The sequence below is a fragment of the Limnohabitans sp. TS-CS-82 genome (genome assembly GCF_002943475.1).
On sequence record NZ_PTQX01000001.1, the window covers coordinates 896,809 to 921,883 of the forward strand.

Consider the following 25,075-nt stretch of genomic DNA (forward strand, 5'->3'; position numbering starts at 1 on the left):
GCAACACCACTGAGCCTCTCTTCGCGTTGCACGCATCAGATTCGGGAGCGAAGTGATCCGCACACAAACAAGTGCTGCGGGATAAGCCGTAGCGACATTCTGAGCGAAGCGAAGAGGAGCCTAGGCTTATCCCGCAGCACGCAGCCACGCCAACGAAACAAGGCGAACCCAACACGTAGCGCAACAAAAAATCGTTACGTACGAGCCAACACCGGCTTCAAAGCAACCCCCGTGTGCGTCCCCAACGCCACCACCGCTTCAGGCGTATCAGCCGCCACGATCAAGCCGCCGCCATCACCGCCCTCAGGCCCAAGGTCAATGATCCAGTCGGCTTCGGCAATCACGTCGAGGTCGTGCTCAATCACCACCACACTGTGACCGCCATCTACCAAACGGTGCAGCACACGAATGAGCTTATCCACGTCGGCCATGTGCAGGCCCACCGTTGGCTCATCCAACACATACAGCGTGTGCGGCGCTTTGTTGCCTCGGCGCGTCACGTCGTCACGCACTTTGCTCAGCTCCGTCACCAGCTTGATGCGCTGCGCTTCACCGCCGCTGAGCGTGGGTGACGGCTGACCTAGCGTGAGGTAACCCAAGCCCACATCTTTGAGCAGTTGCAAAGGGTGCGCGATATTGGGCATGGTGGCAAAGAACTCCACCGCTTCGTCCACTTCCATTTGCAACACATCGCCAATACTCTTACCGCGCCAGCTCACCGCCAAGGTTTCGGGGTTGAAGCGTGCGCCGCGACAGGTTTCGCACGGCACTTTCACGTCGGGCAAAAAGCTCATCTCAATCGTGCGCAGGCCTTGGCCTTCGCAGGTATGGCAGCGCCCTTCACCGGTGTTAAAGCTAAAGCGCCCAGCGCCGTAACCGCGTGCTTTGGCCTCGAGTGTTTCCGCAAACAGTTTGCGAATCGTGTCCCAAAAACCAATGTAGGTCGCTGGGCATGAACGCGGCGTTTTGCCAATCGGCGTTTGATCCACTTCCAACACGCGGTCGATGGTTTGGTAGCCGTCGAGCCCTGTGCATCCCAACCAAGCAGGATGCGTACCTTCTTCATCCAACTTGCGCCCCGCCTGTGTAGAACGCTGCGCCACGGCTGCTGCCACGTTGTGCAACAACACGTCGCGTGCAATCGTGGACTTACCCGAGCCAGACACACCCGTCACTGCTACCAAACGTTTGAGCGGAATCGACACACTCACATCGCTCAAGTTATGCAGCGATGCCCCTTCAAGCGACAGCCAATTCAACTCGGCGCCAGCCACTGCACGACGCGCCTGCAACGGATGCCGCATCGCATGCAACAAGTAACGCCCCGTTTGCGACTCCGCTTGATCGGTGATGTCTTTCACCGAGCCCTCGCCCATCAATCGCCCGCCGCGCTTACCTGCGCTAGGCCCAATGTCAATGATGTGGTCCGCTCGGCGAATGGTGTCTTCGTCGTGCTCCACCACCACCAGCGTGTTGCCCTTGTCGCTGAGCAAATGCAGCGCGTTCAACAAAATTTGGTTGTCACGCGCATGCAGGCCAATCGTGGGCTCGTCCAACACATAACAAACGCCTTGCAAATTACTACCGAGTTGCGCAGCCAAGCGAATGCGTTGCGCTTCACCGCCACTGAGCGTGGGCGCACCACGGTCAAGGGTGAGGTAGTTCAAGCCCACTTGCTCTAAGAACTCCAAACGGCTCTTGATTTCTGGCAAGAGGTCGCGGGCTATGTCGGCATCGCGGCCCGTCATTGCCAACTTCTCCACCCACTTGCGAATCTCAGTCACGCTCAAGCGGGCGATGTCGGTGATACCGACGCCCGCAAATTTCACTGCGCGAGCAGTGGCATTCAAACGTGTGCCTTCGCAACTTGGGCAAGCCACGTCCACCAAGTCATCTACATCGGGCTCGGCAAAAGTTTGCTCGCGACCTTTGTCTTTGTCATCGCGCACTGAGTCATCAAGCACTTTGCGCTGGTCTTTGTTGAGCTTCACGCCCGTGCCCACGCAGTCGGGGCACCAGCCGTGTTTGCTGTTGTACGAGAACAAGCGCGGATCTAGCTCGGCATACGAGGTGTCACACACGGGGCAGGCGCGCTTGGTGGAATACACATCCAAGCGGCCAATGCTGTTGGTGTCCGTGCCGGCCTCCATCGCTTCACGCAGTCCGTCCAACTGACTCAGCACATGCACCACGCCTTTGCCATGTTCTAGCGCAGTCGTCAGTGCTTGACGCAATGCCGCTTCACTTTGCGCGGACACCTCAAGGCTTGCCACTGGCAATTCAATGGTGTGCTCTTTGAAACGGTCCAAACGTGGGAAGCCGTTGGTCGGCAAAAAGTGGCCATCCACACGCAAGTGCGTGTAGCCACGCGGACGCGCCCAATCGGCCAGCTCGGTGTAGACACCTTTGCGGTTCATCACCAAAGGGCTCATAAGGCCAATGTGTTGACCCTTGAACTCGCGCATCAGCTGCGCTGCAATGCGCTCGGCAGTTTGCGGCTGCACCGCCGCACCATCGTGCGTGCAATGCTGTGTGCCAAGCTTGACGTACAGCAAGCGCAAGAAGTGCCACACCTCGGTGGTCGTACCCACGGTGGACTTGCGGCCACCACGGCTGAGGCGCTGCTCAATCGCCACCGTAGGCGGAATGCCATACACCGCATCCACCTCGGGGCGACCTGCGGGCTGCACGATGCTGCGCGCATAGGCGTTGAGACTCTCCAAATAACGGCGCTGCCCCTCGTTGAACAAAATGTCAAACGCGAGCGTGGACTTACCTGAACCCGATACGCCCGTGATGACGTTGAACTTGCCGCGTGGAATATTCACGCTCAGGTTTTTGAGGTTGTGCTCTTTGGCGTTGATGATTTGAATCGCGCCATCGGCAATTGAAACACCACGCGCAGCCTTTGCAAACCTTGCCGTGTCTTCAGCAGCCAACAGACCAGCAGAAGCTTTTTCGCCATCAATTTCGTACACCACACCCATTGACGCTGCGTAATCGCGCAGGGCTTTGCCTGTGTGGGAGGTGGGGTGCAAGCGCACGTCTTCTGGTGTGCCTTCAGCGACCAACAAACCACCGGCATCGCCGCCCTCGGGCCCGAGGTCAATCAACCAATCGCTGGCACGAATGACGTCGAGGTTGTGCTCAATGACGATGAGCGAATTACCGTCTTCCAACAAGCGGCGCATGGCGCGCATGAGTTTGGCGATGTCGTCAAAGTGCAGGCCGGTAGTAGGTTCGTCGAACAAGAACAGCACGCCTTTTTTGGCGAGCGATTGGCGGCTCGATGTTTTGGCTTTGGCGGCCTCGGCCAAGAAGCCTGCTAGCTTCAATCGTTGCGCTTCTCCGCCGCTGAGTGTGGGCACTGGCTGCCCCAGCTTCACGTAGTCCAATCCCACATCGACGATCGGTTGCAACGTACGCACGACCTCACGATCTCCCGCAAAAATCTCCAGCGCCTCCCCAACTGTGAGTTCCAACACGTCTGCTACGTTGAGGGTGATTCGTGTCGTGACTGCGGGGGCAACGTCTTGCTCCTCTTCGCTTCGCTCAGAATGTCGCTGCGCCGCCGCCCCCGCAGCCACGCCACGAATTTGGCGTTCGATGCGGACTTCTAGGATTTCTGGGCGGTAACGTTGGCCGTTGCAATCTTGGCAGCGAAGGTAGACGTCGCTCAGGAACTGCATTTCTACGTGTTCAAAGCCCGAGCCACCGCAGGTGGGGCAACGGCCATCGCCGCTGTTGAAGCTGAATTTCGATGCTGTGTAGCCTCGCTGTTTAGATAAAGGAGCTACAGCGAATATTTCTCGTACTGCATCCCATGCGCCCACATAACTTGCGGGGTTAGAACGTGCAGTTTTACCAATGGGCGACTGGTCCACAAACACCACATCGCTCAAGTAGTCTGCACCTAGCAAACGGTCGTGTGCGCCTGGTGTTTCTGTCGCGCGGCCATAGTGACGCAACAAGGCAGGCGTGAGCACGTCTTGAATAAGCGTGGACTTGCCCGAACCGCTGACACCGGTGATACACACCAAGCGCTGCAGGGGAAATTCGATGCTCAGGTTTTGCAGGTTATGTTCGCGCGCACCTTCGAGAATCAAGCGTGGCGTGTTGTCAGTCACCAAACGTTTCAAGCCCAAACCAATGGTTTTGCGTGCGCCTAAGTACGCGCCCGTGAGTGTGTCGGCCGACTTCAAAGCTTCGGTCGTGCCGTCAAACACAATCTGCCCGCCCTTCACGCCGGGGCCGGGGCCCATGTCGATGATGCGGTCGGCACACATCATCACCGCAGGGTCGTGCTCCACCACTACCAGCGTGTTGCCCGCGTTGCGCAGGCGCAGCATGGCTTCGTTGATGCGATTCATGTCGCGTGGGTGCAGGCCGATGCTGGGCTCGTCCAACACAAACAAGGTGTTGACCAACGAGGTGCCGAGCGCCGTGGTGAGGTTGATGCGTTGCACCTCGCCGCCGCTGAGCGTGCGGCTTTGGCGGTCAAGGGTGAGGTAGCCAATGCCCACATCGCTGAGGTATTTCAAGCGCGTGCGAATTTCATCCATCAGCAAGTGCAAGGCTTGCGCGTCTGCGCCTGCCACATCCACCTGAGTGGCATTAAAAAATTGGTGCAACTTGTCGATGGGCAAGAGCATCAAGTCATGCAGACACAAACCGGGCATGGCTTCGAGTTGGGCTCGGGTCCATTGCACGCCTTGCGGCATGAAGCGTTTGGCGGGGGGCAGCACGGCGTCGGCATGTGCTTTGGTACCGATGCGCCACAGCAAGCTGTCTGTTTTCAGACGTGCGCCAGTACAAGTGCCGCACGGCGTGTAGCTGCGGTACTTAGACAGCAGCACGCGGATGTGCATCTTGTACGACTTGCTCTCCAAATATTCAAAGAAGCGTTTGACGCCATACCACTGGTGGTTCCACTTGCCTTTCCACAAAGGTGATCCATTGATCACCCAGTCTTTGTGCTCTTGGCTCAGTTTGTACCAAGGTGTGTCGCGCGGAATGCCTTCGGCTTCGGCGTGGCGCATGAGGTCTTCTTGCGTCTCCACCCATGCTGGGGTTTGGATGGTTTTGATCGCGCCTGCGCGCAAGGTGAGCTTGTCATTGGGTATCACCAGCCCGTAGTCCACGCCAATGACGCGGCCAAAACCTCGGCAGGTTTCGCAGGCACCCACGGCAGAGTTGAACGAAAACATTGAGGGGATGGGGTCGCTGTAGCGCAGATCGCTGTCAGGGCAATGCAAGCCCGTGGAGAAGCGCCAAAGTTCAGGTGTGGCTTCTGCGTCCAAGGACCAATACACATTCAATCGGCCACCGCCGCGTTTGATGGCCAGCTCAATCGCTTCCACCACACGGGCTTGTTCGGTGTTACCCAGCTTGAAGCGGTCGGCCACCACATCTAGCAATTTGCGTGGGCCAGTGGGAGTGGCCACTTCGCGCTCAGCGTGAATACGGGTAAAGCCGCTCGCACTGAGCCACTGCTCCACTTCGGCCGCTGTGGTGTTGGCGGGCAACTCCACAGGGAAGGTCATGATGAGGCGCGGGTCTTGCGGCAGCGCAGCGCAGCGGCGCTGCAGCTCGGCATAAATGGTTTGCGGCGTGTCGTGCTGCACGGGCTGCGCGGTTTGACGGTCAAACAAATTGCCGGCGCGTGCGATGAGCAACTTCAAGTGGTCGTTCAGCTCGGTCATCGTGCCCACGGTGGAGCGCGAGCTGCGCACGGGGTTGGTTTGGTCAATCGCAATTGCGGGGGGGACGCCTTCCACCTTATCGACGGCAGGACGGTCCATGCGGTCTAAGAACTGGCGAGCGTAGGCGCTGAAGGTTTCCACATAGCGACGCTGGCCTTCGGCGTACAAGGTGTCAAACACCAAACTTGACTTGCCCGAACCACTGGGGCCGGTAACCACCGTGAGCTCGCCGGTGCGAATGTCGAGGTCTAAGTTTTTGAGGTTGTGTTGGCGTGCGCCACGAATGCGGATGGTGCCTGTCATGGCGGGACCTTTTGAAGTGTGGCCAATATTCTAGGGATTCACACGGGTCCTGCTCTGCATCGGGGCATTGCCAGTCTTAAGCATTCAATCCATCAATCTTTGAGTGCCCCACAGGTCAACACCAAGCAAAACGCCACGGACCAGCCGTGGCGTTTTGACTGAGCAAAGTAACGAAAAATTACTTGGCAGCAGAAGCGTCGGCAGACGCACCAGAGGCCGCAACAGATGCAGCCTCAGCAGGCGCATGGATCGCCTCGTCGCCGTGCTTCTCTCCGCCCATGTCCAAGCTGTCGCCACCTTTGAAAATGACGAACATGGCCAGTGCCGCGAAGATGACGAAACCCACAAAAATTTTCAACATATCAAATCTCCGAAATCAGTAAAAAGCCCTCCACCAGGGAGGGCTTGAATGTAGCACCTAGGTCTCCCTAGGTTGCTTACATTGGCTTAGTCGTCAGCGTAGATGTCGACGTCTTTGGTTTCTTTCACAAAGATCATGCCAATGACGAAGGTCATACCAGCGATGATGATGGGGTACCACAAGCCGTTGTACATATTGCCGGTCTGCGCCACGATCGCAAAGGCTGTGGTGGGCAGCAAGCCGCCGAACCAGCCGTTACCGATGTGATAAGGCAGAGACATAGAGGTGTAACGGATACGTGTTGGGAACATTTCCACCAACATCGCAGCGATAGGACCGTAAACCATGGTCACCAAAATCACCAAGTAAGTGAGGATGATGGTGATCTTGACTTTGTCCACTTTGGCTGGATCAGCTTTGGCTGGGTAACCAGCAGCTTTCAAAGCTTCGGCCACGGCTTTCTTGAACTCAGCAGCTTTAGCCTTTGACTCATCAGCAGGCAGGCCTTTTGATGTGTAGCTGGCAATTTCAACTTCACCGATCTTGATGGTGGCTGGTGTACCAGCAGCACCGGCAGCGTTTTCGTAGCTCACAGAGCTAGCAGCCAACACTTGCTTCGCGATGTCGCAAGAGCTGGTGAACTTCACAGTACCTGTGGGGTTGAACTGGAATGAACACTCAGCAGCATCAGCGGTCACAACCACTTTGTTCTTTTGTTGTGCAGCGTACAAGTCTGGGTTAGCAGCCTTGGTCAGTGCTTCGAACACGGGGAAGTAAGTCAACACAGCCAGCAAGCAACCCAACATGATGATGGGCTTGCGGCCAATCTTGTCAGACAACGAGCCGAAGATGATGAAGAAAGGCGTACCGATCAACAACGACACAGCCACCAAGATGTTGGCCGTTGCGCCGTCCACTTTCAACGCTTGTGTCAAGAAGAACAAGGCGTAGAACTGACCCGAGTACCACACCACCGCTTGACCTGCAGTCAAACCGATCAGGGCCAAGATCACGATCTTCAGGTTTTTCCATTGGCCGAAAGATTCGGTCAACGGTGCCTTAGAAGTTTTGCCTTCTGCCTTCATTTTCACGAAAGCAGGTGACTCGTTCATCGACAAACGGATGTAGACCGACACGGCCAACAAAGCGATAGACACGATGAACGGCACACGCCAGCCCCACTCAGCAAATGCTTCTTCGCCGATGGCTGTACGTGTACCCAAGATCACCATCAACGACAGGAACAAGCCCAGAGTCGCAGTGGTTTGAATCCAAGAGGTGTAAGCACCGCGCTTGTCGTGAGGTGCGTGCTCAGCAACGTATGTAGCAGCGCCGCCGTACTCGCCGCCCAAAGCCAGACCTTGCAGCAAACGCAAGCAGATCAGGATCACAGGAGCAGCCACACCAATGCTGGCGTAGTTAGGCAAGATACCCACGATGAACGTGGACAAGCCCATGATCAGAATGGTCACCAAGAAGGTGTACTTGCGGCCGATCATGTCGCCCAAACGGCCGAAGAAGATCGCGCCAAAAGGACGCACGATGAAGCCAGCAGCAAACGCCAACAACGCGAAAATGAACGCAGAGCCTTCATCCAAGCCGCTGAAGAATTGCTTCGCAATAATTGCAGCGAGTGAACCGTACAGGTAAAAGTCGTACCACTCGAAAACGGTACCCAGAGAAGAGGCAAAAATAACCTTCTTCTCTTCCGCCGACATCGGGCGATCTACATCTAGTGTTGCCATATTTTTTGTCTCCTTAGACTTTTGATTGCAGCCCCTGAGGCGCGGCTGTGGCGGCAACTATCTGCGGGCAAACTGACCAATTTCTGACGCATCAACACTGACACACACTGATCAAAAAACGCAGAAATCGCCGAATCAAGTAAAAACCCTCTGCGGTTTTTTCTACATGCGAAATACGAATCCAAAACATGCCCTAAAAGCGAAAATTGCTCGCCAAATAGCGTAAGGGTTTACACCGACAAAAATTATTTATCTTTAGGTGTTCTCCTCTGTCGCCACCCATTTATCCATACGACACGTAAGGGCTTGGTCAGTCCATTTCTACACAATGGCTAAGTCAACGAAGGAAGCATCCTTCTTGCGTTTTTTTATAACCCAAATGGAAGATAACAATGAGTGATCCAGTGGTCGACAAGATCCAGAACCACCCGAAATACAAAGAACTGCGCGCCAAGCGTGGTGGCTTCGGTTGGTTCCTCGCCGTGTTGATGTTGGTCGTGTACTACGGCTACATCGCATTGATTGCATTTAACAAACCTTTCCTCGCACAACCTATCGGTGCAGGCGTAACCACTGTAGGTATTCCATTGGGCATGGGCGTGATCATTTTCACCATCGTGATCACCGGCATCTATGTGAACCGCGCGAACAGCGAATACGACACGTTGACCAAGGAAATCTTGGAGGACGCAACCAAATGAAAAAAATCTCCACACTCTTAGGCGCTTGTCTGGCGCTGGCGGCAGGCTCAGCCTTCGCAGCAGGTGCTGACCTGGGTGAAACCACCAAGCAAGCCACCAACTGGACTGCCATCGTCATGTTCGGCGCATTCGTCATTGCCACGTTGGGCATCACGAAATGGGCTGCTGCCAAAACCAAATCTGCTGCTGACTTCTACACAGCGGGTGGCGGCATCACGGGCTTCCAAAACGGCTTGGCGATTGCGGGCGACTACATGTCTGCCGCTTCGTTCCTCGGCATTTCCGCTGCTGTGATGGCATCGGGCTATGACGGCTTGATCTACTCCATCGGCTTTCTGGTCGGCTGGCCTGTGATCACCTTCTTGATGGCTGAGCGTCTGCGCAACTTGGGCAAATTCACGTTTGCCGACGTGGCAGGCTACCGCTTCGCTCAAACCCCGATCCGCGCCTTTGCTGCCTCTGGCACGTTGGTGGTGGTGGCTTTCTATTTGATCGCTCAAATGGTGGGCGCGGGCTCATTGATCAAACTGTTGTTCGGTTTGGACTACTGGATCGCCGTGGTGTTGGTCGGTGCATTGATGATGGTGTACGTGTTGTTCGGCGGCATGACTGCCACAACATGGGTGCAAATTATCAAAGCCATCATGCTGCTCGCCGGTGTGACCTTCATGGCCTTCATGGTCTTGGCGCAATTCGGTTTCAGCCCTGAAGCTTTGTTTGCCAAAGGCGTTGAAGTGAAAACAGCTTTGGCTGGCGTTGCCAAGGAAGCTGCCATTGCAGCGGCCACCGCCTCTGCAGCTGCCGCTGCCACACCTGAAGCCGCTGCTGCTGCCTCTGCTGCGTTGGACAAAGCCAATGCAACTGACGCAGCCAAAGTTGGCATGTCCATCATGGGCCCAGGCGGCTTCATCAAGGACCCGATCTCTGCCATTTCTTTCGGTATGGCTTTGATGTTCGGTACTGCTGGTTTGCCACACATCTTGATGCGCTTCTTCACGGTGCCTGATGCCAAAGAAGCTCGTAAATCTGTGTTCTGGGCAACCACATGGATTGGCTACTTCTACGTGTTGATTTTCATCATCGGTTTCGGCGCCATCACTTTGGTGATCACCAACCCTGAATTGAACGCACAACTCAAAGCCGGTGGCGCCAACATGGCGGCGGTGCTGGTGGCGAAGGCTGTTGGCGGCGACGTGTTCTTCGGCTTCATCTCTGCCGTGGCCTTCGCAACCATCTTGGCTGTGGTGGCTGGCTTGACCTTGTCTGGCGCATCTGCTGTGTCACACGACTTGTACGCGACGGTGTTCAAGAAGGGCAACGCTGACAGCGCGTCTGAATTGCGCGTGTCTCGCATCACCACCTTGGCGCTCGGCGTCGTGGCTGTGGTGTTGGGCATTGCGTTTGAAAAGCAAAACATCGCCTTCATGGTGGCCTTGGCTTTCGCGATTGCCGCGTCGGCTAACTTCCCTGTGTTGTTCATGTCTGTGCTGTGGAAAGACTGCACGACCAAAGGCGCCGTCATCGGTGGCTTCTTAGGTCTGATCTCTTCTGTGGCTTTGACCGTGGTGTCGCCTTCTGTGTGGGAAGCCGCACTGGGCAACCCCAAGGGTTCAGCATGGTTCCCTTATGCCTCACCTGCCTTGTTCTCTATGACCATTGGCTTCGTGGGCATCTGGTTGTTCTCCATCTTGGACAACAGCGAACAAGCCAAGAAAGAGCGCGCAGCGTTCGCCGCACAACAAGTGCGTTCGGAAACTGGCTACGGCGCTTCTGGTGCATCGGGTCACTAAGACCTTCTGCAACTGAGCCCTTCGGGGCTCAGGCCTTACGAAAACCGAGCATGCGTGCTCGGTTTTTTTATGTCGATTCTCTTTGCTTATACGGCGCCATTCGTCGCGCAGCGATGTAAGCCGTGTTCGCCGACCTCACCTCGCGCGCCAACGAAGGGAAGCCAACAAATCAACCGCCCCGCAGTTGACGCAACTTAATGAACGCCATGGCAGCCATCACCGCGTCATTCAAAGCATCGTGCGCATCACGCACAGGCAAATCCAAATCCGACATCAACGTGGCAAAACGCAAATCGATATTGGGATTGGTCTGCTGCTCATAAGGCAGCATCTGGCGAAACTTGTGGTCGTAGTACATCGCCGAGACTTCGATCTTGGGCTGTGGCAAGCCTTGCCCCAAGAGAGGCCAAATCGCGCGGTTGAGCATGGCCACATCAAACTCTAAAAAGTAGCCCACCAAAGGACGGCTACCAATAAAGCGCATGAGTTGCTTCATGGCTTCATCTGCGGGCAAACCTTGGGCCACATCTTGGCCTCGCAAACGATGAATGCGCACGCTGTCAGCAGATACGCCGCGCTCGGGACGCACCAACACTTCAAAGCGTTCGCTGGTCATGATTTTGTTGCCCACGATGCGCACCGCGCCAATCGAAATAATTTCATCCGAGCTGACGTTCAAGCCCGTGGTTTCGCAGTCCAACGACACCCATTCATTGGGCGGTGGGGCGTCAAACATGAAACGAAACTCAGGCAAACCGAGGTGATAAATCAACCACTCGCGCTTGAGTGAGCGCCACCACTGCAAAGGAGAAAGAAACGAAATCATCACAGGGTGTCAAGTTTGAATCGGCTGCGCAACAAGGCTTTGAAATGCTTCACCACACCCAACGCGTCTTTGAGCAAATCGCGCTCCAAGGTCGAGAGTTTGCCGACGTTGACCAAGCCCGACACCTCGCGCTGCGTTTCCATTTCAGTCACGCCGGCTTTGAGCTTCAAGCCCATCAAGAAATGCAAGCTCTGCGTGAGGTCAGCACCCAGCGCCGGTGTGATGACGTTGCGCGCCACCAAGGTCTCGATGCGCGCCGTGGTGCTGGTCTCTTGCAAATGCTCGGCCAAGGCCAAGCTGCGCACGCCGTGCACCAACGGAAAGATGCCCTCTTTCTTGAGATGCAAACCTTGTGGGTCATCCAGCCCTAGCAAACGGTTCCACCAGCCTTGGCTATTGCCAAAGGCGTCAATCGCTGCGGCAAAGCGCGCCAACATGGCATCGTTATCTGTGGCCAAGCGTTGCAACACGAGCTGCGCCTCTTGCAACAAATGCGCATCGCCGCACACGGCATGGGCATCCAAGAAGATGGCCAAATTCATCAAGCTGTTGGCATCGGGCATGAGCAACCACTGCTTCACCATCTGCCCAAAGTCATAGGCAGTCTTGCGCCACATGGGGTTATTCACCATGATGTGGCCTGGGCATTCGGGATAACCAAAAGCCGTCAAAGCTTTGGAGAAATCTTGGCAAATCGCCTCGAGGTTGTCGGGCGGCGTGTAGCCATCACGCAAGATCAGGCCGTTGTCTTGGTCGGTCTTGAGCAACTGCTCGCCACGCCCTTCGCTGCCCATCACAAACAAGCAACTATTCGCCACCAAATCGGCGGGCGCTATCAGCTGCCAGGCACGCTCAAACAAACGCGCGTTCAGGTCTTGCACCAAACGCGCAATCAAACTCACACGCGTGCCACTGCGGTACAGCGTGGTGACCATGCGGGTGATTTGCGCAGCCGCTTGCGCCAAGCCGTCGATGTCTGTGGCTGCCTCGACCTGCACCGTGATGAGGTGGGAGTGGTTGGACAAGAAGCTGAACAAATCCAAGGCTTCCAACACGCCCACGACATGGTCGTCATCCATCACGACCAAGCGGTGCACACGGTGACGTTGCAACAGAGCCAAGGCATCGCCCACTTGGTCAGACGGACGCACGGCAACGATTTGGAAGTTGGCGAGGTCGCCTATTTTTTGCTGCTCTAGCGACGTACCGTTCAAGATGGCGCGTTGCAAGGTCGAGGCGGTGAACACGCCCACGCGCTCGGGCGTGACGTTGCGGTCGCGCACCAACACACACTTGGTGCGTTGCGCTTGCATGACCTTCACTACCGACACCACATCGGCATCCATCTCCACAAAGTGGGCGGGGCGCACAAAGGCTTCGTCCACCCGCGACAGCGTGAGTGACTGCAACTCATGCTGGCTTTGTCGTTGCGACAGCGCGGTAAGTTTGTTGCTCAGGTCCGAAAACAGCAAGGCACCAAACGTGGCGTTGCTGGCAATCAAATCGGTCACGGTTTTGCGTGCCAACTGATAGGCCACCACCTCTTCTTGCGCCACAAATTTGTCGCTGGTTTTACCCGCCACCAAACCGCGACCATCAAAGGTGTCGTCGGGCCCGTACGTGGTGATGACTTCGTCGCCGTCGTACTGCGTGACAAAGCCTTTGATGATGACAAACAGGTGCGTGGGCGCGGTGCCCACCTCCAGAATCACGTCCCCTTCGGGGTGATAGACCACGTCCACACTGTCGCGCACCAGGCGCTGTTGGTCGGGCGTTAAGCAGTCAAACGGGGATGTAGAAAAGTTAAAAGCGTTGGGCATAAGGCATTGTCAGGGCAATGCCCTGATTCAACGCTTGACGCCTTGCTGGATGCTTGCAGCGGCATCCCAGGCGTGGTCAAACCATTGATCTCCATCAAGGTAGGCCCGCATCATAGGCAAGGCATCCAAGCCCCAGAATACTTTGTCATCGACACAGAAAGTCGGCACGCCAAACACGCCACGCGCGATGGCCTCTTCGGTGTTGGCTTTGAGCTGGTCTTTCACATCGGGCGCATCGACCGAGCGCTGAGGCGCCAACTGCTGCGTGAGGGCTTGCAAACGCGCCGCATCATCGGCCGCGGCACCGCCCTGCCACACGTGTTTGAAAATGGTTTCGCACACATAGCGGTTGGGCTCGCCTTCAGCGCTGCAAGCAATGGCCAAGCGCAACAAGGCCAGTGGGTTGAACGGGTGCGCCTGCGGCATGTCCAAGGTCACGCCCATTTGCTTGGCTTGCCACGCCACTTGTCGATACGTCCACTCACGCTTGCCTGTAATTTCAGCCGGACCGAGTTGACCGTGATGTTTGAGCATGGCCGCAAACAACACAGGCTTGTAAACCATGCAGTGGCTCACGCCCATCAAACTTTGGGGCAAGGCCTCAAAGGCGAGGTAGGCGTAAGGCGAGATGAAGTCGAGGTAGCAGGTGATGGTTTTCATGGCGTACATCTTTCAGGTGTTCAAAGCCCCACAGCACAACGGCAACTTATGTTGTCGGGTGGGCTGCCAAACGTTCACCAATCAGCTGCCACACGGCACGTTTGTCGTCGGCGTTGCGCTGGCCCCAACCGCCGATTTCGTCTAGCGTGCGCCAGCAACCTTCGCAATACGTGGTGTCGTCCGACATGCGGCAAATCGAAATGCAAGGCGATGGCGGTACGTCATCGCTTTGCAGCACGCGCTTGGCAAGCGCTGCCAAGCGCACATCCGCTGGCGTGAGACCTTGAGGTTTGGGGGTGAGTTCGCTTCCACACATGGGGTGCATTGTCAGCGAACGTCAAACCTCAAGCGCCGCGCTTGTTCAAAACCGCGCGTGACACGAGGGAATTGGGCTTGCGGCCCAAAGCCTCGCTGATGAACACGCCCGCATCAATGAGCTTGTCAAGGTCAATGCCAGTCTCGATGCCCATGCCGTGCATCATGTAGACCACGTCTTCGGTGGCCACGTTGCCGGTGGCACCTTTGGCATACGGGCAGCCGCCCAAACCGGCCACAGACGATTGGAAGTTCCACACGCCCATTTGCAAGGCGGCCAAGGTGTTGGCCAAAGCTTGGCCATAGGTGTCGTGGAAATGGCCCGACACATCGTTGAGGGCATAGTGCTTGAGCGTGGCCTCCATGGCCGCCTGCACCTTGCGCGGTGTGCCCACGCCAATGGTGTCGGCCACGTCCACGCGTTGAATGCCAATGCTCTTCATCAAACCCGCCAAGTAACCCACACGCTCTGGCGCAATGTCGCCCTCGTAGGGACAGCCCACGGTGCAACTCATCGCACCACGCACGGCAATGCCGGCATCGCGTGCGGCCTTGACCACAGGGGCGAATCGCTCAATGCTTTCGGCAATCGAGCAGTTGATGTTCTTTTGGCTGAAGGCTTCGCTGGCTGCGCCAAACACCACGATTTCGTCGGGCTTGCTTTTAAGCGCAGCCTCAAAGCCTTGCAAATTGGGCGTGAGCACCGAATAGCTCACGCCGGGCTGGCGGTGAATGCCAGCCATCACCTCGGCGTTATCGGCCATTTGCGGCACCCATTTGGGCGACACAAAACTGGTGACTTCAATCTCTTTCAGCCCCGCCGCTTGCAGGCGATGCACCAGCTCGACTTTGACGGCAGCAGGCACAGGCTGCTTTTCGTTTTGTAGACCGTCGCGGGGGCCGACATCAATCAGCTTGACGCGACGTGGCAAATTCATGGACATGGTTAAACCTTCAATTTCAAAAGCTCTTCGCCTTCTGCCACTTGGTCACCCGGCGCATAGAGCAGTTCCAACACTTCACCATCCGCTGGTGCGGCGATGGTGTGCTCCATTTTCATCGCTTCCATGACCGCCAACGGCTGACCGGCCTTGACTTTGTCACCTGCGGCAACCGCAAACGACACCACCTTGCCGGGCATGGGCGCTGTCAAGCGGCCGCCGGCCTCTTGCGCTTCGCCGGCATGGGCCAAAGCGTCGACCATGGTGATGCGTGTGGCGCCTTGGGGCGCAAACACATGGGCCACATCTTCGTGGCCTTGCGCTTCGTGGAACACCTGCACGCGGACTTGCTGCTGCACAAAGCTGATGTGCAAGGCATCGCCGTCTTCGCGGAAGGCCAAGACGCCCGACACATCGCCATCGGCATCCGCCACGTTCAACTGCAAGCTGCCGTCATGGGCATAGGTCAACACGGCATTGTGAGACGCGCCATGAAACACAAAGCCAAAGTTGCGCGTGGCCACGCCATACGCACGCCAACCATCGCGACGGCTGAACGGGTCGTTACCTGTCAAGGCCCGCTCGCGGTGCAAGGTATTGGCCACCACCGATGCCGCGGTGAGTGCGAGACCCAAAGGCTCTTGCGCAAACAAGGCTTTTTCTTCGCGTTGAATCAAAGCGGTGTCGAGCTTGGCGGTAGAGAACGAATCGGTGCGGATGATGTGACGCAAGAACTGCACATTGGTGGTCAAGCCAACGATGCGGGTTTGTGACAGCGCCTCGTCCAAACGCGCCAACGCTTGCTCACGCGTATCGCCGTGCACGATGAGCTTGGCCACCATCGAGTCGTAAAACGGGCTGATGCTATCGCCTTCGCGCACGCCGTCGTCAATGCGAACGCCCGCATGCGCATCGCTGGGCAGCGCAAAGCTGCTGCACTTGGGCTTGCGGTACACCGCCAACGTACCCGTGGCTGGCAAGAAGTTGTTGTCTGGGTTCTCCGCACAAATACGCGCTTCGATGGCGTGGCCGTGAATGCGCAAATCGCTTTGCTGCAAAGGCAGCGGCTCGCCGCTGGCCACGCGCAATTGCCACTCCACCAAGTCGAGGCCGGTGATGGCTTCGGTCACGGGGTGCTCCACCTGCAAGCGCGTGTTCATCTCCATGAAGAAAAACTTCATCGATTCAGGCTTGTCATACGCGGTTTGCTCCACGATAAATTCCACCGTGCCTGCGCCCACGTAGTTCACTGCCTTTGCAGCAGCCACAGCGGCTTCACCCATTTGCTTGCGCAAGGCTTCGGTCATGCCGGGCGCCGGCGCTTCTTCCAATACTTTTTGGTGGCGGCGCTGCACAGAGCAATCGCGCTCAAACAAATACACGCAGTTGCCGTGGGTATCTCCAAACACTTGAATTTCGATGTGGCGCGGGCGTTGCACGTATTTCTCAATCAACACCGCGTCATCGCCAAAGCTGTTGATGGCTTCACGTTTGCAACTGCCCAATGCATCAGCAAACTCGGCGCTGCTGTTGACCACGCGCATGCCTTTGCCACCACCACCTGCGCTGGCTTTGATGAGTGCGGGGTAGCCAATGCGGTCAGCTTCGCGTTGCAGCAACGCTGGGTCTTGGTCAGCCGCGTGGTAGCCGGGAACCAAGGGCACGCCTGCTTTTTCCATCAACTGTTTAGATTCGGCTTTCAAGCCCATCGCCAAAATGGCAGAGGCTGGTGGGCCAATGAACACAAGGCCTGCGGCGGCACATGCTTTGGCGAAGTCTTCGTTCTCACTCAAAAAGCCGTAGCCTGGATGCACCGCTTGTGCGCCTGTGTCTTTGGCCGCTTGCAAGATGCGCTCCCAGCGCAAGTAGCTGTCTTTGGGGGCGCTGCCACCGATGTGCACGGCTTCGTCGCACACCTGCACATGTTTGGCTTGTGCGTCGGCATCCGAATACACAGCCACGGTTTTGATGCCCATACGGCGGGCGGTAGCGGCAACGCGGCAGGCGATTTCGCCACGGTTGGCGATGAGGATTTTTTTAAACATGACGGTGTGTCTTTCTGAATTCAAGGCAAGGCATGAAATGGCGAAGGGTCAAGCGATGTAGGTCACGTCAAAGTAGCCAGTTGGGCTTGCGCTTTTGCAAAAAGGACTGCACGCCCTCTTTGCCTTCAGCACTGGAACGAATATCAGCAATACCCGCCACGGTGTGCGCCACCAAGGCGTCATCAATCTCGCGCTCGGCCACGTCCTGCACCAAGCGTTTGCAGGCACGCACGGCGTTGGGGCTGGCACTGACCAAGCCACTGGTCAGCTCGGCCACTTTGGCGTCCAGTGCATCTGCTGCGACCACTTCGTGTACCAAGCCAATGCGGTGCGCCTCTGCCGCGCTGAAACGCTCGGCCGTTAAAAAGTAGCGGTGCGACGCACGCGCACCCATGGCGCGAATCACATAGGGGCTGATGGTGGCGGGGATGAGCCCCAGCTTCACCTCGCTCAGGCAGTAGGTGGCGGTGTCCACGCTCACCGCCATGTCGCACGCGGCGACCAAACCCACGCCACCCGCAAACACATCGCCTTGTACGCGGGCGATGGTTGGCTTGGGGCATTCGTAGATCGCACGCAGCATAGCGGCCAGCTGTCCTGCGTCGGCGAGGTTTTCGTCGCGCGTGTAGTCGGCCATGCGGCGCATCCAGTTCAGATCTGCTCCTGCGCAAAACGCAAGGCCTTCTGCGGCTAGCACCACGCAGCGCACATCGGTGGCTTGGCCTGCTGCTGTGAAAGCATTTTTCAACTCCGCAATCACTTCGTCGTTGAAGGCGTTACGCACGTCGGGGCGGCTGAGGGTGATGGTGCGAATGGCACCTTGTGTTGTGATGCTCAGTGCGGTGGGTGTCGTTGCGTTCATGTCAATCACCCATCACATGCGGAACAAACCAAACTTGGTCTCAGGGATGGGCGCATTCAATGAAGCGCTCAATCCCAGAGCCAACACGCGGCGTGTATCAGCAGGGTCAATCACACCGTCGTCCCACAAACGCGCGGTGGCGAAATAGGGGTGGCCTTGCTCTTCGTACTGTTGGCGAATCGGGTCTTTGAAGGCTTGCTCTTCTTCGGCGCTCCACTGACCGCCTTTGCCTTCAATGCCATCGCGCTTGACGGTGGCCAACACGCTGGCCGCTTGCTCGCCGCCCATGACCGAGATGCGCGCGTTCGGCCACATCCACAAAAAGCGAGGGCTGAAAGCGCGGCCGCACATGCCGTAGTTGCCTGCACCAAAACTGCCGCCAATGATGACGGTGAATTTGGGTACAGCCGCCGTAGCCACAGCCGTGACCATCTTGGCGCCGTTGCGTGCAATGCCTTCGTTTTCGTACTTGCGGCCCACCATGAAGCCAGTGATGTTTTGCAAAAACACGAGCGGGATTTTGCGTTGGCAGCACAGCTCGATGAAGTGTGTGCCTTTCAAAGCGGACTCGCTGAACAAGATGCCGTTGTTGGCAATAAGCCCGACGGGCATGCCTTCGATGCGGGCAAAGCCACACACCAAGGTCGTTCCAAACCGAGCTTTGAATTCGTCGAACTCGCTGCCATCCACGATGCGCGCGATGATTTCGCGCACGTCAAAGGGCTTGCGGCTTTGCCCTCCTGATGCATCGGTGGGAATGACGCCATACAACTCTTGCGCGTCGTACTTCGGCGGCACAGGTGCGTGCGTGGCGATGTTGGGCTGTTTTTGTGCGTTGAGGCTTTTCACACATTGGCGAGCCAGCGCCAGCGCATGCACATCGTTTTGCGCGAGATGGTCGGCCACACCTGACAGACGGGTGTGCACATCGCCACCGCCTAGGTCTTCGGCCGTCACCACTTCGCCAGTGGCCGCCTTCACCAAAGGTGGGCCGCCCAAAAAGATGGTGCCTTGGTTTTTCACGATGATGGTTTCATCGCTCATGGCTGGCACATACGCGCCACCTGCCGTGCAGCTACCCATCACCACCGCGATTTGCGCCAACCCTTGGGCGCTCATGTTCGCTTGGTTAAAGAAGATGCGGCCAAAGTGGTCGCGGTCGGGGAACACCTCGTCTTGGTTGGGCAAGTTAGCACCGCCCGAGTCCACCAAGTAAATGCAAGGCAAGTTGTTTTGCTGCGCAATTTCTTGCGCACGCAAATGCTTCTTCACCGTGAGGGGGTAATACGTGCCGCCTTTCACGGTGGCGTCGTTGCACACAATCATGCAGTCCACACCGCTGACGCGGCCGATGCCCACGATCAAGCCAGCGCACGGTGCGTCGTTGTTGTACATGTTGAGCGCAGCGAGTGGGGCCACTTCTAAAAATGGCGTACCGGGGTCGAGCAACATTTGCACACGGTCACGGGGCAGCAGCTTGCCACGTGCGGTGTGTTTGGCGCGTGCAGCCTCGCCACCACCGACGGCGATTTTTTCGAGATGGGCTTTGAGGTCGTCCACCACGGTGCGCATGGCAGCGGCATTGGCGGCAAAGTCGGCGGAGCGTGGGTTGAGCTGGGAATGTAAAACAGTCATCGTGTTTTTCCTTAAAAGGCGTTGTGGCCAAGCTTAGGCCGTTTGCGGCCACGTCATGCGTCAGATGGGTTGCAAATCCTGCCACAATGAGGCTTCTTATGGTTAGTCCTAGCTCAACACCCGAACAAATGCCAGCGCAAGGCCGCGCTGAGACGCCGATTGCATTTATTCAGGCGATTGCAGCCGCTTACACGCAGCGCGGGATGCGCATAGACGACGCGCTAAAGAGAGCACAAATCGAGCCAAAACTTCTCAAGAAAAACAGCGCCCGCGTCACAGCCATGCAGATGGAGTTGGTATCGGGCATTGCCATGCAAGAGCTGGACGACGAAGGCCTAGGCTGGTTCAGCCGCCGCCTGCCTTGGGGCAGCTACGGCATGTTGGTGCGCGCCTCGCTCACCTCGCCCACGCTGGGTGTGGCGCTGAATCGCTGGTGCAGGCACCACGGTTTATTGACCGACGACATTCGCCTCTCTCTCTCCGAACGCAACGGCATCGCGACCTTGCAACTGGATGAGGTGCTAGACCTCGGCGTGTTCCGCGAGTTTTGCGTGGTCTCGGTGCTGCGCAATGCGCTGGGGGTGGCCTGTTGGCTGACCGATTCGCGCATCCCACTGACCGCCACGCACCTGCGCTTTGCACCACCCGCGCATGCCGACAGTTACCGCGTGTTGTTTGATGGTCCCACGCACTTCAACGCACCAGCCAACTGCTTGCAATTTGATGCGGGCTACTTGGCACTACCCGTGCGCCGCGACGAAGCCGCCCTGCAACAGATGTTGCAACGCGCCCTGCTGCTGACCGTGCGCCCCTATCGACGTGACCGCTTGTTGGTGGAGAAGGTGCGCCAAACGTTGGCCCAACACCCCGAGCACAGCCGCAACGCCGATGACTTGGCCGCCTGGCTCAATATGTCGGCCCGCACGCTACACCGACAACTCAAAGAAGAAGGTGCGTCGTTACAAGAGCTCAAAGATGCGGTGCGCCGCGATGTGGCCATGGCGCAGTTACAGCGCACCTCACGGCCCCTGAAACAAGTGGCCGAGGCAGCAGGATTTCAGAACGAAAAGAGTTTCATCCGAGCGTTCAAGAGCTGGACAGGCACATCACCCGAAGCATTTCGCCAGCAGCAATTGCGCTAACGCAACGCCATATAACGCCACGGATCACAACCACCCACGTCGACGGAAGCGCCAATACAACAAGCCTGCAATTGAGCCAATGACACCCAACGCCATGGGGTAGCCATATGCCCATTTCAGCTCGGGCATCACCTCAAAGTTCATGCCCCAAATGCCGGCCAGCGCAGTGGACACTGCAAAGATAGCGGCCAAGCGCTTGGTGACCTCAGACTCTTCAATCGTCACCAACGACAAATTGACCTGAATCGCAGTGGCGATGGTGTCGCGGATGGCATCAATCGCACCATTGATGCGTGCCAAGTGGTCATGCACATCGCGGAAATATTCTTGGCTGGCCATGCACACCGCAGGCACGCGCCCGCCGTGCAACTTACCCACCACTTCCAGCAAGGGCACCACAGCATGGCGCAGCGTAGAGGTGCGGTGCTTCAAGGCATACAGACGCTCAATGTTCCAACGGGCTGCGCCTCGTTCAAAAATTTGCGCCTCCACCTCCTCCAGCGCCACTTCAATCGTATCGACCAGAGGAAAATAGCGATCGACTACCGCGTCCATCAAGGCATAAGACACAAAGCCTGAGCCCTGTTTGAGCAACTCGGGTTCTCGCTCGCAACGCTCACGCACACCCAAAAAGTTTTGCTGACTACCTCGCCGCACAGACAACACAAAATTGCGACCGACAAAAATAGCGACCTCCCCCACGTGCACCTCCCCCACGTGCACCTCACCCTCGTGCATCTCTAACAGTTGCATGACGATGAACACGGTCTCGCCGTATTCTTCAATCTTGGGACGCTGATGCCCATGTGCCGCATCCTCAATGGCCAAGGGGTGAAGGTCGAACTCTTCCTGCATTTTTTGCAGCTCTTGCGCAGAGGCATCACGCATGGCCACCCAGATGAAACATCCAGGCTTTGCCAGCCAATCGCTGATGTCTGCAATGTCGATGTCTGCCAGTTTCTGTCCGTCTTGGTAGACCACGCAATTGATCAGCATCTTGTCACCCTTGGGTTAATTTTCAGAAAACAACACGGGCAGTTGGGACATGTGCGCAAACACATGTTTGGCACCCGCTTGCACCAGCACTTCAGTGGGCGCAAGCGGCGGCGCATACGCCCACACGGTCGCACCTGCCGCCACGCCAGCAGCAATGCCCACAGTGGTGTCTTCCAACACCAAACAGCGTTCAGGGTCGGCTTGCAAATGCGCAGCTGCGGCCAAGTACACATCGGGAAAAGGTTTGCTGCGCGGCATTTCGTGGCCGCTGAAGATACGGCCTTCAAAGAACTGCGCGAGGCCCACGCGTTGCAACATCATCTCGACCTTGTAGCGGTCTGCGCCTGACGCCACTGCAATGCGGCCTTCGCAACGCTCATGCACATGGCGCACAGCATCGTGAATACCGTCGATGGCGGTGATGTCGTTTTCTAGGCGGATGTTGCGACGGCGATAGAACTCGTCCATGAACGCGTCGGTCAGGGGCTTGCCTGTATGTGCTTCAATCAGGTCAGCGCGGCTGCGCACGGTGTGGCCTACAAAGTACGCCATACATTCAGCCAAGTTCAAGCGCCAGCCGTTTTCATCGAGCATGTCACGCAGCGCTCCGCAGGTGATGGCTTCGCTGTCGACGAGCACGCCATCGCAATCAAATAAAACTGCTTCAAATGTCATGCGCCGATTATCAGTGTGATGAGTAGCAGTGTCGTTTGATGCATCACGCGGCGAATCGCGCTTTAGCTTTGGTCGCCATCCACGTAAAACCAGCGGCCGTCTTCACGCACAAAGCGGCTGCGCTCGTGCAAACGCACGGCTCGGCCGTCCAAGCGATAGCGGGCCACAAACTCCACCTCGGCCGTGTCAGCGCCTGTGGTCTTGTGCTCGCGCACCTCAAGGCCCAGCCATTTGGCGCCCGCATCAAAGTCGAGCGTCGCAGGACGCGTGCTGCTGTGCCATGTGGCGAGCAAGTAGTTGACCTGATCGTGCACAAATGCGCTGTAGCGGGAACGCATGAGGTGTTCGGAATCTGGCGCAGGTGTGGTGTCAAAGTGCGCCACGAAACGACCGCAGCAATCGGTGTAGACCGTTGGACGCTTCTTGGCATCCGTTCGCCCGCAGGGGCAGGCAGCGCTGGCACGCATACCGGACTCAGGGCAAAACAGAAATCGTGCCGCGCATGCCCGCGTCATAGTGACCGGGCTCAAAGCACGCGATGTGTAACACGCCAGCATCGGTAAACGTCCACACCAATTCACCTTGAGCGCCCGCATCCACGCTGACCGCGTTGCTGTCGTGGTGGTGTGCAGCGCTTGGCGTTTTCATTTCCGCCGCATGGGCTTTCAACTCAGCTTCCGTGCCGATGATGAACTCGTGGCGCACCTTGCCGGCATTGACCAACTGGATGCGCACCGTTTCGCCTGATGTGGCTTGCCAATTCGCTGGGGTGAAGCGCATGTCATCGCTCATCGTCACGGTGATGGTGCGTGTGGCGAGAGGTGTGCTGACGTCACTGCCATGCGCATGCACTTCTGCCTTTTGTACTTCAGCCGTGCCATGAGAGTGGCCATGATCATCCGCAGGGTGCCCTGTCAGTTGAGACCACGCCAACGCCGAAGCTCCAGAGACCACTGCAATCGAAAACAAGGCATAGGTGATCAAGCGGTTCACCGACATGCGCGTGCGCCAATCCATGTAGTACATGGCCAACAAACTCAAGGTGAAGCCCAAAGGCACCACCCACAAGCTGCGGTCAGGCGAATCAGGAAAGTGTTGCAAGCCACCCGTGAAGAAGCCCAGGCCGATGGACGACACAATGCCCACACCCAACACATCGGCCCAACTTTGACGCTGAGCGTCTTGCACACGCATCTCCAACCACGAGCCTAACAAGTAAAAACACACACCGAATGAGGCGGTGATGACCGAGCGCGTTTCGCTGAACATACCGTGATTCACAGCACCGGCGATGAAACTGATACCACCGTACTTGAGCAACGTGGCGGTGTGGTTGGTAGCAAAGGACATGGACAACTCCGTTTTTAAACTGGCGCCATTGTCCTGCAGACCACACCAGCCTTGGCTGACGTGGGGATTTAAGCCAAGGCGCGTTGGATGATGATTTTTTGCACGTCGCTGGTGCCTTCGTAAATTTGGCACACGCGCACGTCGCGGTAAATGCGCTCGACGGGGAAGTCGCTCACCACACCGTAGCCGCCCAAGGTTTGAATGGCAACGCTGCACACCTGCTCTGCAGTTTCGCTGGCAAAGAGTTTGGCCATGGCCGCCTCTTTCAAACACGGCAAACCTGCATCGCGCAAGCTGGCGGCGTGATACATGAGCTGACGTGCAGCTTCAAGCTGCGTGGCGCAATCGGCCAAGCGGAAACCCACGGCTTGGTGGTTGAAGATGGCGGTGCCAAAGCTCACGCGGTCTTTGCTGTATTGCAGCGCTGCTTCAAACGCGCTGCGCGCCATGCCAATGCTTTGAGCGGCAATGCCGATGCGGCCGCCTTCCAAAGCAGACAAGGCAATCTTGTAGCCCTCGCCTTCCGCGCCGATCAAGTTTTCGGCGGGGATGCGACAGTTGTCAAAGTTGATTTGCGCGGTGTCGCTGCTGTGTTGACCCAGCTTGTCTTCAAGGCGGGCCACGTTGTAGCCCGGTGCGCTGGTGGGCACGATGAACGCGCTCATGCCTTTTTTGCCTGCGCCTTTGTCGGTCACGGCAATGACGATGGCCACGTGGCCGTTTTTACCGCTGGTGATGAATTGCTTCACGCCGTTGATGACGTATTCGTCGCCTTCTTTGGTGGCGGTGGTACGCAGCGCGGAAGCGTCAGATCCAACGTGTGGCTCGGTCAAGCAAAACGCGCCGAGCATGTTGCCTTGCGCCAATTCGGTAAGCCATTGCTTCTTTTGCGCGTCGTTGCCGTAGCGCATGAGGATGGCGTTGACGGGACAGTTGGTCACGCTGATGGCGGTGCTGGTGCCGCCATCGCCTGCGGCGATTTCTTCTAAAACAATGGCGAGCGTGGTGTAGTCCAAGCCTGCGCCGCCCAAGTCTTCGGGCACGCAAATACCGTAAGCGCCGAGGGCGGCCAAGCCTTTGTGCACCTCATGCGGAAAGGTGTGTTCTTTATCCCACTTGGCAGCGTTGGGCCACAGCTCTTGCTGGGCAAAGTCGCGCACAGCATCGCGAATCATGGTTTGGTCGGGGGTGAGCAACATGGCGCGT

Annotated in this window: 19 protein-coding genes; 3 read left to right on the top strand and 16 right to left on the bottom strand. The window is 57.2% G+C overall.

Annotated elements, in window-relative coordinates:
- Positions 1 to 194: 194 nt before the first annotated feature.
- From C5F52_RS04370 to C5F52_RS04380, 3 genes are all read right to left on the bottom strand, one after another.
- Positions 195 to 6,005, bottom strand: coding sequence for an excinuclease ABC subunit UvrA (locus C5F52_RS04370; protein WP_104797060.1), 5,811 nt, complete (start codon positions 6,003 to 6,005; stop codon positions 195 to 197).
- A 178-nt stretch (positions 6,006 to 6,183) separates the two neighbouring features.
- On the bottom strand, positions 6,184 to 6,366 hold the full coding sequence (locus C5F52_RS04375; RefSeq protein ID WP_104797061.1) for a hypothetical protein: 183 nt from the start codon (positions 6,364 to 6,366) through the stop codon (positions 6,184 to 6,186).
- 86 nt (positions 6,367 to 6,452) lie between these two features.
- Positions 6,453 to 8,111, bottom strand: coding sequence for an MFS transporter (locus tag C5F52_RS04380; protein ID WP_104797062.1), 1,659 nt, complete (start codon positions 8,109 to 8,111; stop codon positions 6,453 to 6,455).
- 392 nt (positions 8,112 to 8,503) lie between these two features.
- On the opposite strand from C5F52_RS04380, the gene C5F52_RS04385 reads away from it, so the two are divergent.
- Both C5F52_RS04385 and C5F52_RS04390 read left to right on the top strand, forming a co-directional pair.
- Positions 8,504 to 8,812 carry a DUF485 domain-containing protein gene (locus tag C5F52_RS04385; RefSeq protein WP_104797063.1) on the top strand — a complete coding sequence of 103 codons (309 nt, stop codon included), beginning with the start codon at positions 8,504 to 8,506 and terminating at the stop codon, positions 8,810 to 8,812.
- Complete coding sequence (locus C5F52_RS04390) at positions 8,809 to 10,602, top strand: cation acetate symporter (RefSeq protein ID WP_104797064.1); 1,794 nt, start codon at positions 8,809 to 8,811, stop codon at positions 10,600 to 10,602. Before C5F52_RS04385 ends, C5F52_RS04390 begins: the two co-directional genes overlap by 4 nt.
- Positions 10,603 to 10,771: 169 nt before the next feature.
- Here the strand turns inward: C5F52_RS04390 and C5F52_RS04395 are convergent, their stop codons facing one another.
- The 8 genes from C5F52_RS04395 to C5F52_RS04430 all read right to left on the bottom strand — a co-directional run bounded on the left by C5F52_RS04395 (position 10,772) and on the right by C5F52_RS04430 (position 19,706).
- A complete protein-coding gene (locus C5F52_RS04395) occupies positions 10,772 to 11,428 on the bottom strand; it encodes a 3'-5' exonuclease (protein WP_104797065.1) in 657 nt (218 codons plus the stop codon).
- On the bottom strand, positions 11,428 to 13,248 hold the full coding sequence (locus C5F52_RS04400) for a DUF294 nucleotidyltransferase-like domain-containing protein (protein WP_104797066.1): 1,821 nt from the start codon (positions 13,246 to 13,248) through the stop codon (positions 11,428 to 11,430). The genes C5F52_RS04395 and C5F52_RS04400 overlap by 1 nt, the downstream gene beginning before the upstream one ends.
- A 27-nt stretch (positions 13,249 to 13,275) precedes the next feature.
- Positions 13,276 to 13,908 carry a 2-hydroxychromene-2-carboxylate isomerase gene (locus C5F52_RS04405; protein WP_104797173.1) on the bottom strand — a complete coding sequence of 211 codons (633 nt, stop codon included), beginning with the start codon at positions 13,906 to 13,908 and terminating at the stop codon, positions 13,276 to 13,278.
- 46 nt (positions 13,909 to 13,954) lie between these two features.
- On the bottom strand, positions 13,955 to 14,224 hold the full coding sequence (locus tag C5F52_RS04410; RefSeq protein WP_104797174.1) for a DUF1289 domain-containing protein: 270 nt from the start codon (positions 14,222 to 14,224) through the stop codon (positions 13,955 to 13,957).
- Between the two features lie 28 nt (positions 14,225 to 14,252).
- Positions 14,253 to 15,161 carry a hydroxymethylglutaryl-CoA lyase gene (locus C5F52_RS04415; protein WP_104797175.1) on the bottom strand — a complete coding sequence of 303 codons (909 nt, stop codon included), beginning with the start codon at positions 15,159 to 15,161 and terminating at the stop codon, positions 14,253 to 14,255.
- 8 nt (positions 15,162 to 15,169) lie between these two features.
- Positions 15,170 to 17,209 (bottom strand): acetyl/propionyl/methylcrotonyl-CoA carboxylase subunit alpha, encoded by a 2,040-nt coding sequence (locus C5F52_RS04420; RefSeq protein ID WP_104797067.1) that lies wholly within the window; start codon positions 17,207 to 17,209, stop codon positions 15,170 to 15,172.
- Positions 17,210 to 17,276: 67 nt separating this feature from the next.
- Positions 17,277 to 18,071 (bottom strand): enoyl-CoA hydratase/isomerase family protein, encoded by a 795-nt coding sequence (locus C5F52_RS04425; RefSeq protein WP_104797068.1) that lies wholly within the window; start codon positions 18,069 to 18,071, stop codon positions 17,277 to 17,279.
- Positions 18,072 to 18,083: 12 nt separating this feature from the next.
- Positions 18,084 to 19,706 (bottom strand): carboxyl transferase domain-containing protein, encoded by a 1,623-nt coding sequence (locus C5F52_RS04430; RefSeq protein WP_104797069.1) that lies wholly within the window; start codon positions 19,704 to 19,706, stop codon positions 18,084 to 18,086.
- A 98-nt stretch (positions 19,707 to 19,804) separates the two neighbouring features.
- On the opposite strand from C5F52_RS04430, the gene C5F52_RS04435 reads away from it, so the two are divergent.
- On the top strand, positions 19,805 to 20,848 hold the full coding sequence (locus C5F52_RS04435; protein ID WP_201746951.1) for an AraC family transcriptional regulator: 1,044 nt from the start codon (positions 19,805 to 19,807) through the stop codon (positions 20,846 to 20,848).
- Between the two features lie 24 nt (positions 20,849 to 20,872).
- Here C5F52_RS04435 and C5F52_RS04440 read toward each other — a convergent pair whose 3' ends face one another.
- The 5 genes from C5F52_RS04440 to C5F52_RS04460 form a co-directional block, all read right to left on the bottom strand.
- Positions 20,873 to 21,844 carry a magnesium and cobalt transport protein CorA gene (locus C5F52_RS04440; RefSeq protein WP_104797071.1) on the bottom strand — a complete coding sequence of 324 codons (972 nt, stop codon included), beginning with the start codon at positions 21,842 to 21,844 and terminating at the stop codon, positions 20,873 to 20,875.
- 15 nt (positions 21,845 to 21,859) lie between these two features.
- A complete protein-coding gene (locus tag C5F52_RS04445) occupies positions 21,860 to 22,519 on the bottom strand; it encodes an HAD family phosphatase (protein WP_104797072.1) in 660 nt (219 codons plus the stop codon).
- A 62-nt stretch (positions 22,520 to 22,581) separates the two neighbouring features.
- Entirely contained in the window at positions 22,582 to 22,986 is a 405-nt protein-coding gene (locus tag C5F52_RS04450; protein WP_104797073.1) for a YchJ family protein, read from the bottom strand.
- A gap of 7 nt (positions 22,987 to 22,993) precedes the next feature.
- Positions 22,994 to 23,869 carry a cupredoxin family protein gene (locus tag C5F52_RS04455; protein WP_104797074.1) on the bottom strand — a complete coding sequence of 292 codons (876 nt, stop codon included), beginning with the start codon at positions 23,867 to 23,869 and terminating at the stop codon, positions 22,994 to 22,996.
- A gap of 68 nt (positions 23,870 to 23,937) precedes the next feature.
- Entirely contained in the window at positions 23,938 to 25,068 is a 1,131-nt protein-coding gene (locus C5F52_RS04460) for an acyl-CoA dehydrogenase family protein (RefSeq protein WP_104797075.1), read from the bottom strand.
- Positions 25,069 to 25,075 lie beyond the last annotated feature (7 nt).

Excerpts from the sequence above, each read along its gene's own strand:
- C5F52_RS04370 (WP_104797060.1), bottom strand. The coding sequence starts at position 6,005 with ATGACAGGCACCATCCGCATTCGTGGCGCACGCCAACACAACCTCAAA.
- C5F52_RS04375 (WP_104797061.1), bottom strand. The coding sequence starts at position 6,366 with ATGTTGAAAATTTTTGTGGGTTTCGTCATCTTCGCGGCACTGGCCATG.
- C5F52_RS04380 (WP_104797062.1), bottom strand. The coding sequence starts at position 8,111 with ATGGCAACACTAGATGTAGATCGCCCGATGTCGGCGGAAGAGAAGAAG.
- C5F52_RS04385 (WP_104797063.1), top strand. The coding sequence starts at position 8,504 with ATGAGTGATCCAGTGGTCGACAAGATCCAGAACCACCCGAAATACAAA.
- C5F52_RS04390 (WP_104797064.1), top strand. The coding sequence starts at position 8,809 with ATGAAAAAAATCTCCACACTCTTAGGCGCTTGTCTGGCGCTGGCGGCA.
- C5F52_RS04395 (WP_104797065.1), bottom strand. The coding sequence starts at position 11,428 with ATGATTTCGTTTCTTTCTCCTTTGCAGTGGTGGCGCTCACTCAAGCGC.
- C5F52_RS04400 (WP_104797066.1), bottom strand. The coding sequence starts at position 13,248 with ATGCCCAACGCTTTTAACTTTTCTACATCCCCGTTTGACTGCTTAACG.
- C5F52_RS04405 (WP_104797173.1), bottom strand. The coding sequence starts at position 13,908 with ATGAAAACCATCACCTGCTACCTCGACTTCATCTCGCCTTACGCCTAC.
- C5F52_RS04410 (WP_104797174.1), bottom strand. The coding sequence starts at position 14,224 with ATGTGTGGAAGCGAACTCACCCCCAAACCTCAAGGTCTCACGCCAGCG.
- C5F52_RS04415 (WP_104797175.1), bottom strand. The coding sequence starts at position 15,161 with ATGAATTTGCCACGTCGCGTCAAGCTGATTGATGTCGGCCCCCGCGAC.
- C5F52_RS04420 (WP_104797067.1), bottom strand. The coding sequence starts at position 17,209 with ATGTTTAAAAAAATCCTCATCGCCAACCGTGGCGAAATCGCCTGCCGC.
- C5F52_RS04425 (WP_104797068.1), bottom strand. The coding sequence starts at position 18,071 with ATGAACGCAACGACACCCACCGCACTGAGCATCACAACACAAGGTGCC.
- C5F52_RS04430 (WP_104797069.1), bottom strand. The coding sequence starts at position 19,706 with ATGACTGTTTTACATTCCCAGCTCAACCCACGCTCCGCCGACTTTGCC.
- C5F52_RS04435 (WP_201746951.1), top strand. The coding sequence starts at position 19,805 with ATGGTTAGTCCTAGCTCAACACCCGAACAAATGCCAGCGCAAGGCCGC.
- C5F52_RS04440 (WP_104797071.1), bottom strand. The coding sequence starts at position 21,844 with ATGCTGATCAATTGCGTGGTCTACCAAGACGGACAGAAACTGGCAGAC.
- C5F52_RS04445 (WP_104797072.1), bottom strand. The coding sequence starts at position 22,519 with ATGACATTTGAAGCAGTTTTATTTGATTGCGATGGCGTGCTCGTCGAC.
- C5F52_RS04450 (WP_104797073.1), bottom strand. The coding sequence starts at position 22,986 with ATGCGTGCCAGCGCTGCCTGCCCCTGCGGGCGAACGGATGCCAAGAAG.
- C5F52_RS04455 (WP_104797074.1), bottom strand. The coding sequence starts at position 23,869 with ATGTCCTTTGCTACCAACCACACCGCCACGTTGCTCAAGTACGGTGGT.
- C5F52_RS04460 (WP_104797075.1), bottom strand. The coding sequence starts at position 25,068 with ATGTTGCTCACCCCCGACCAAACCATGATTCGCGATGCTGTGCGCGAC.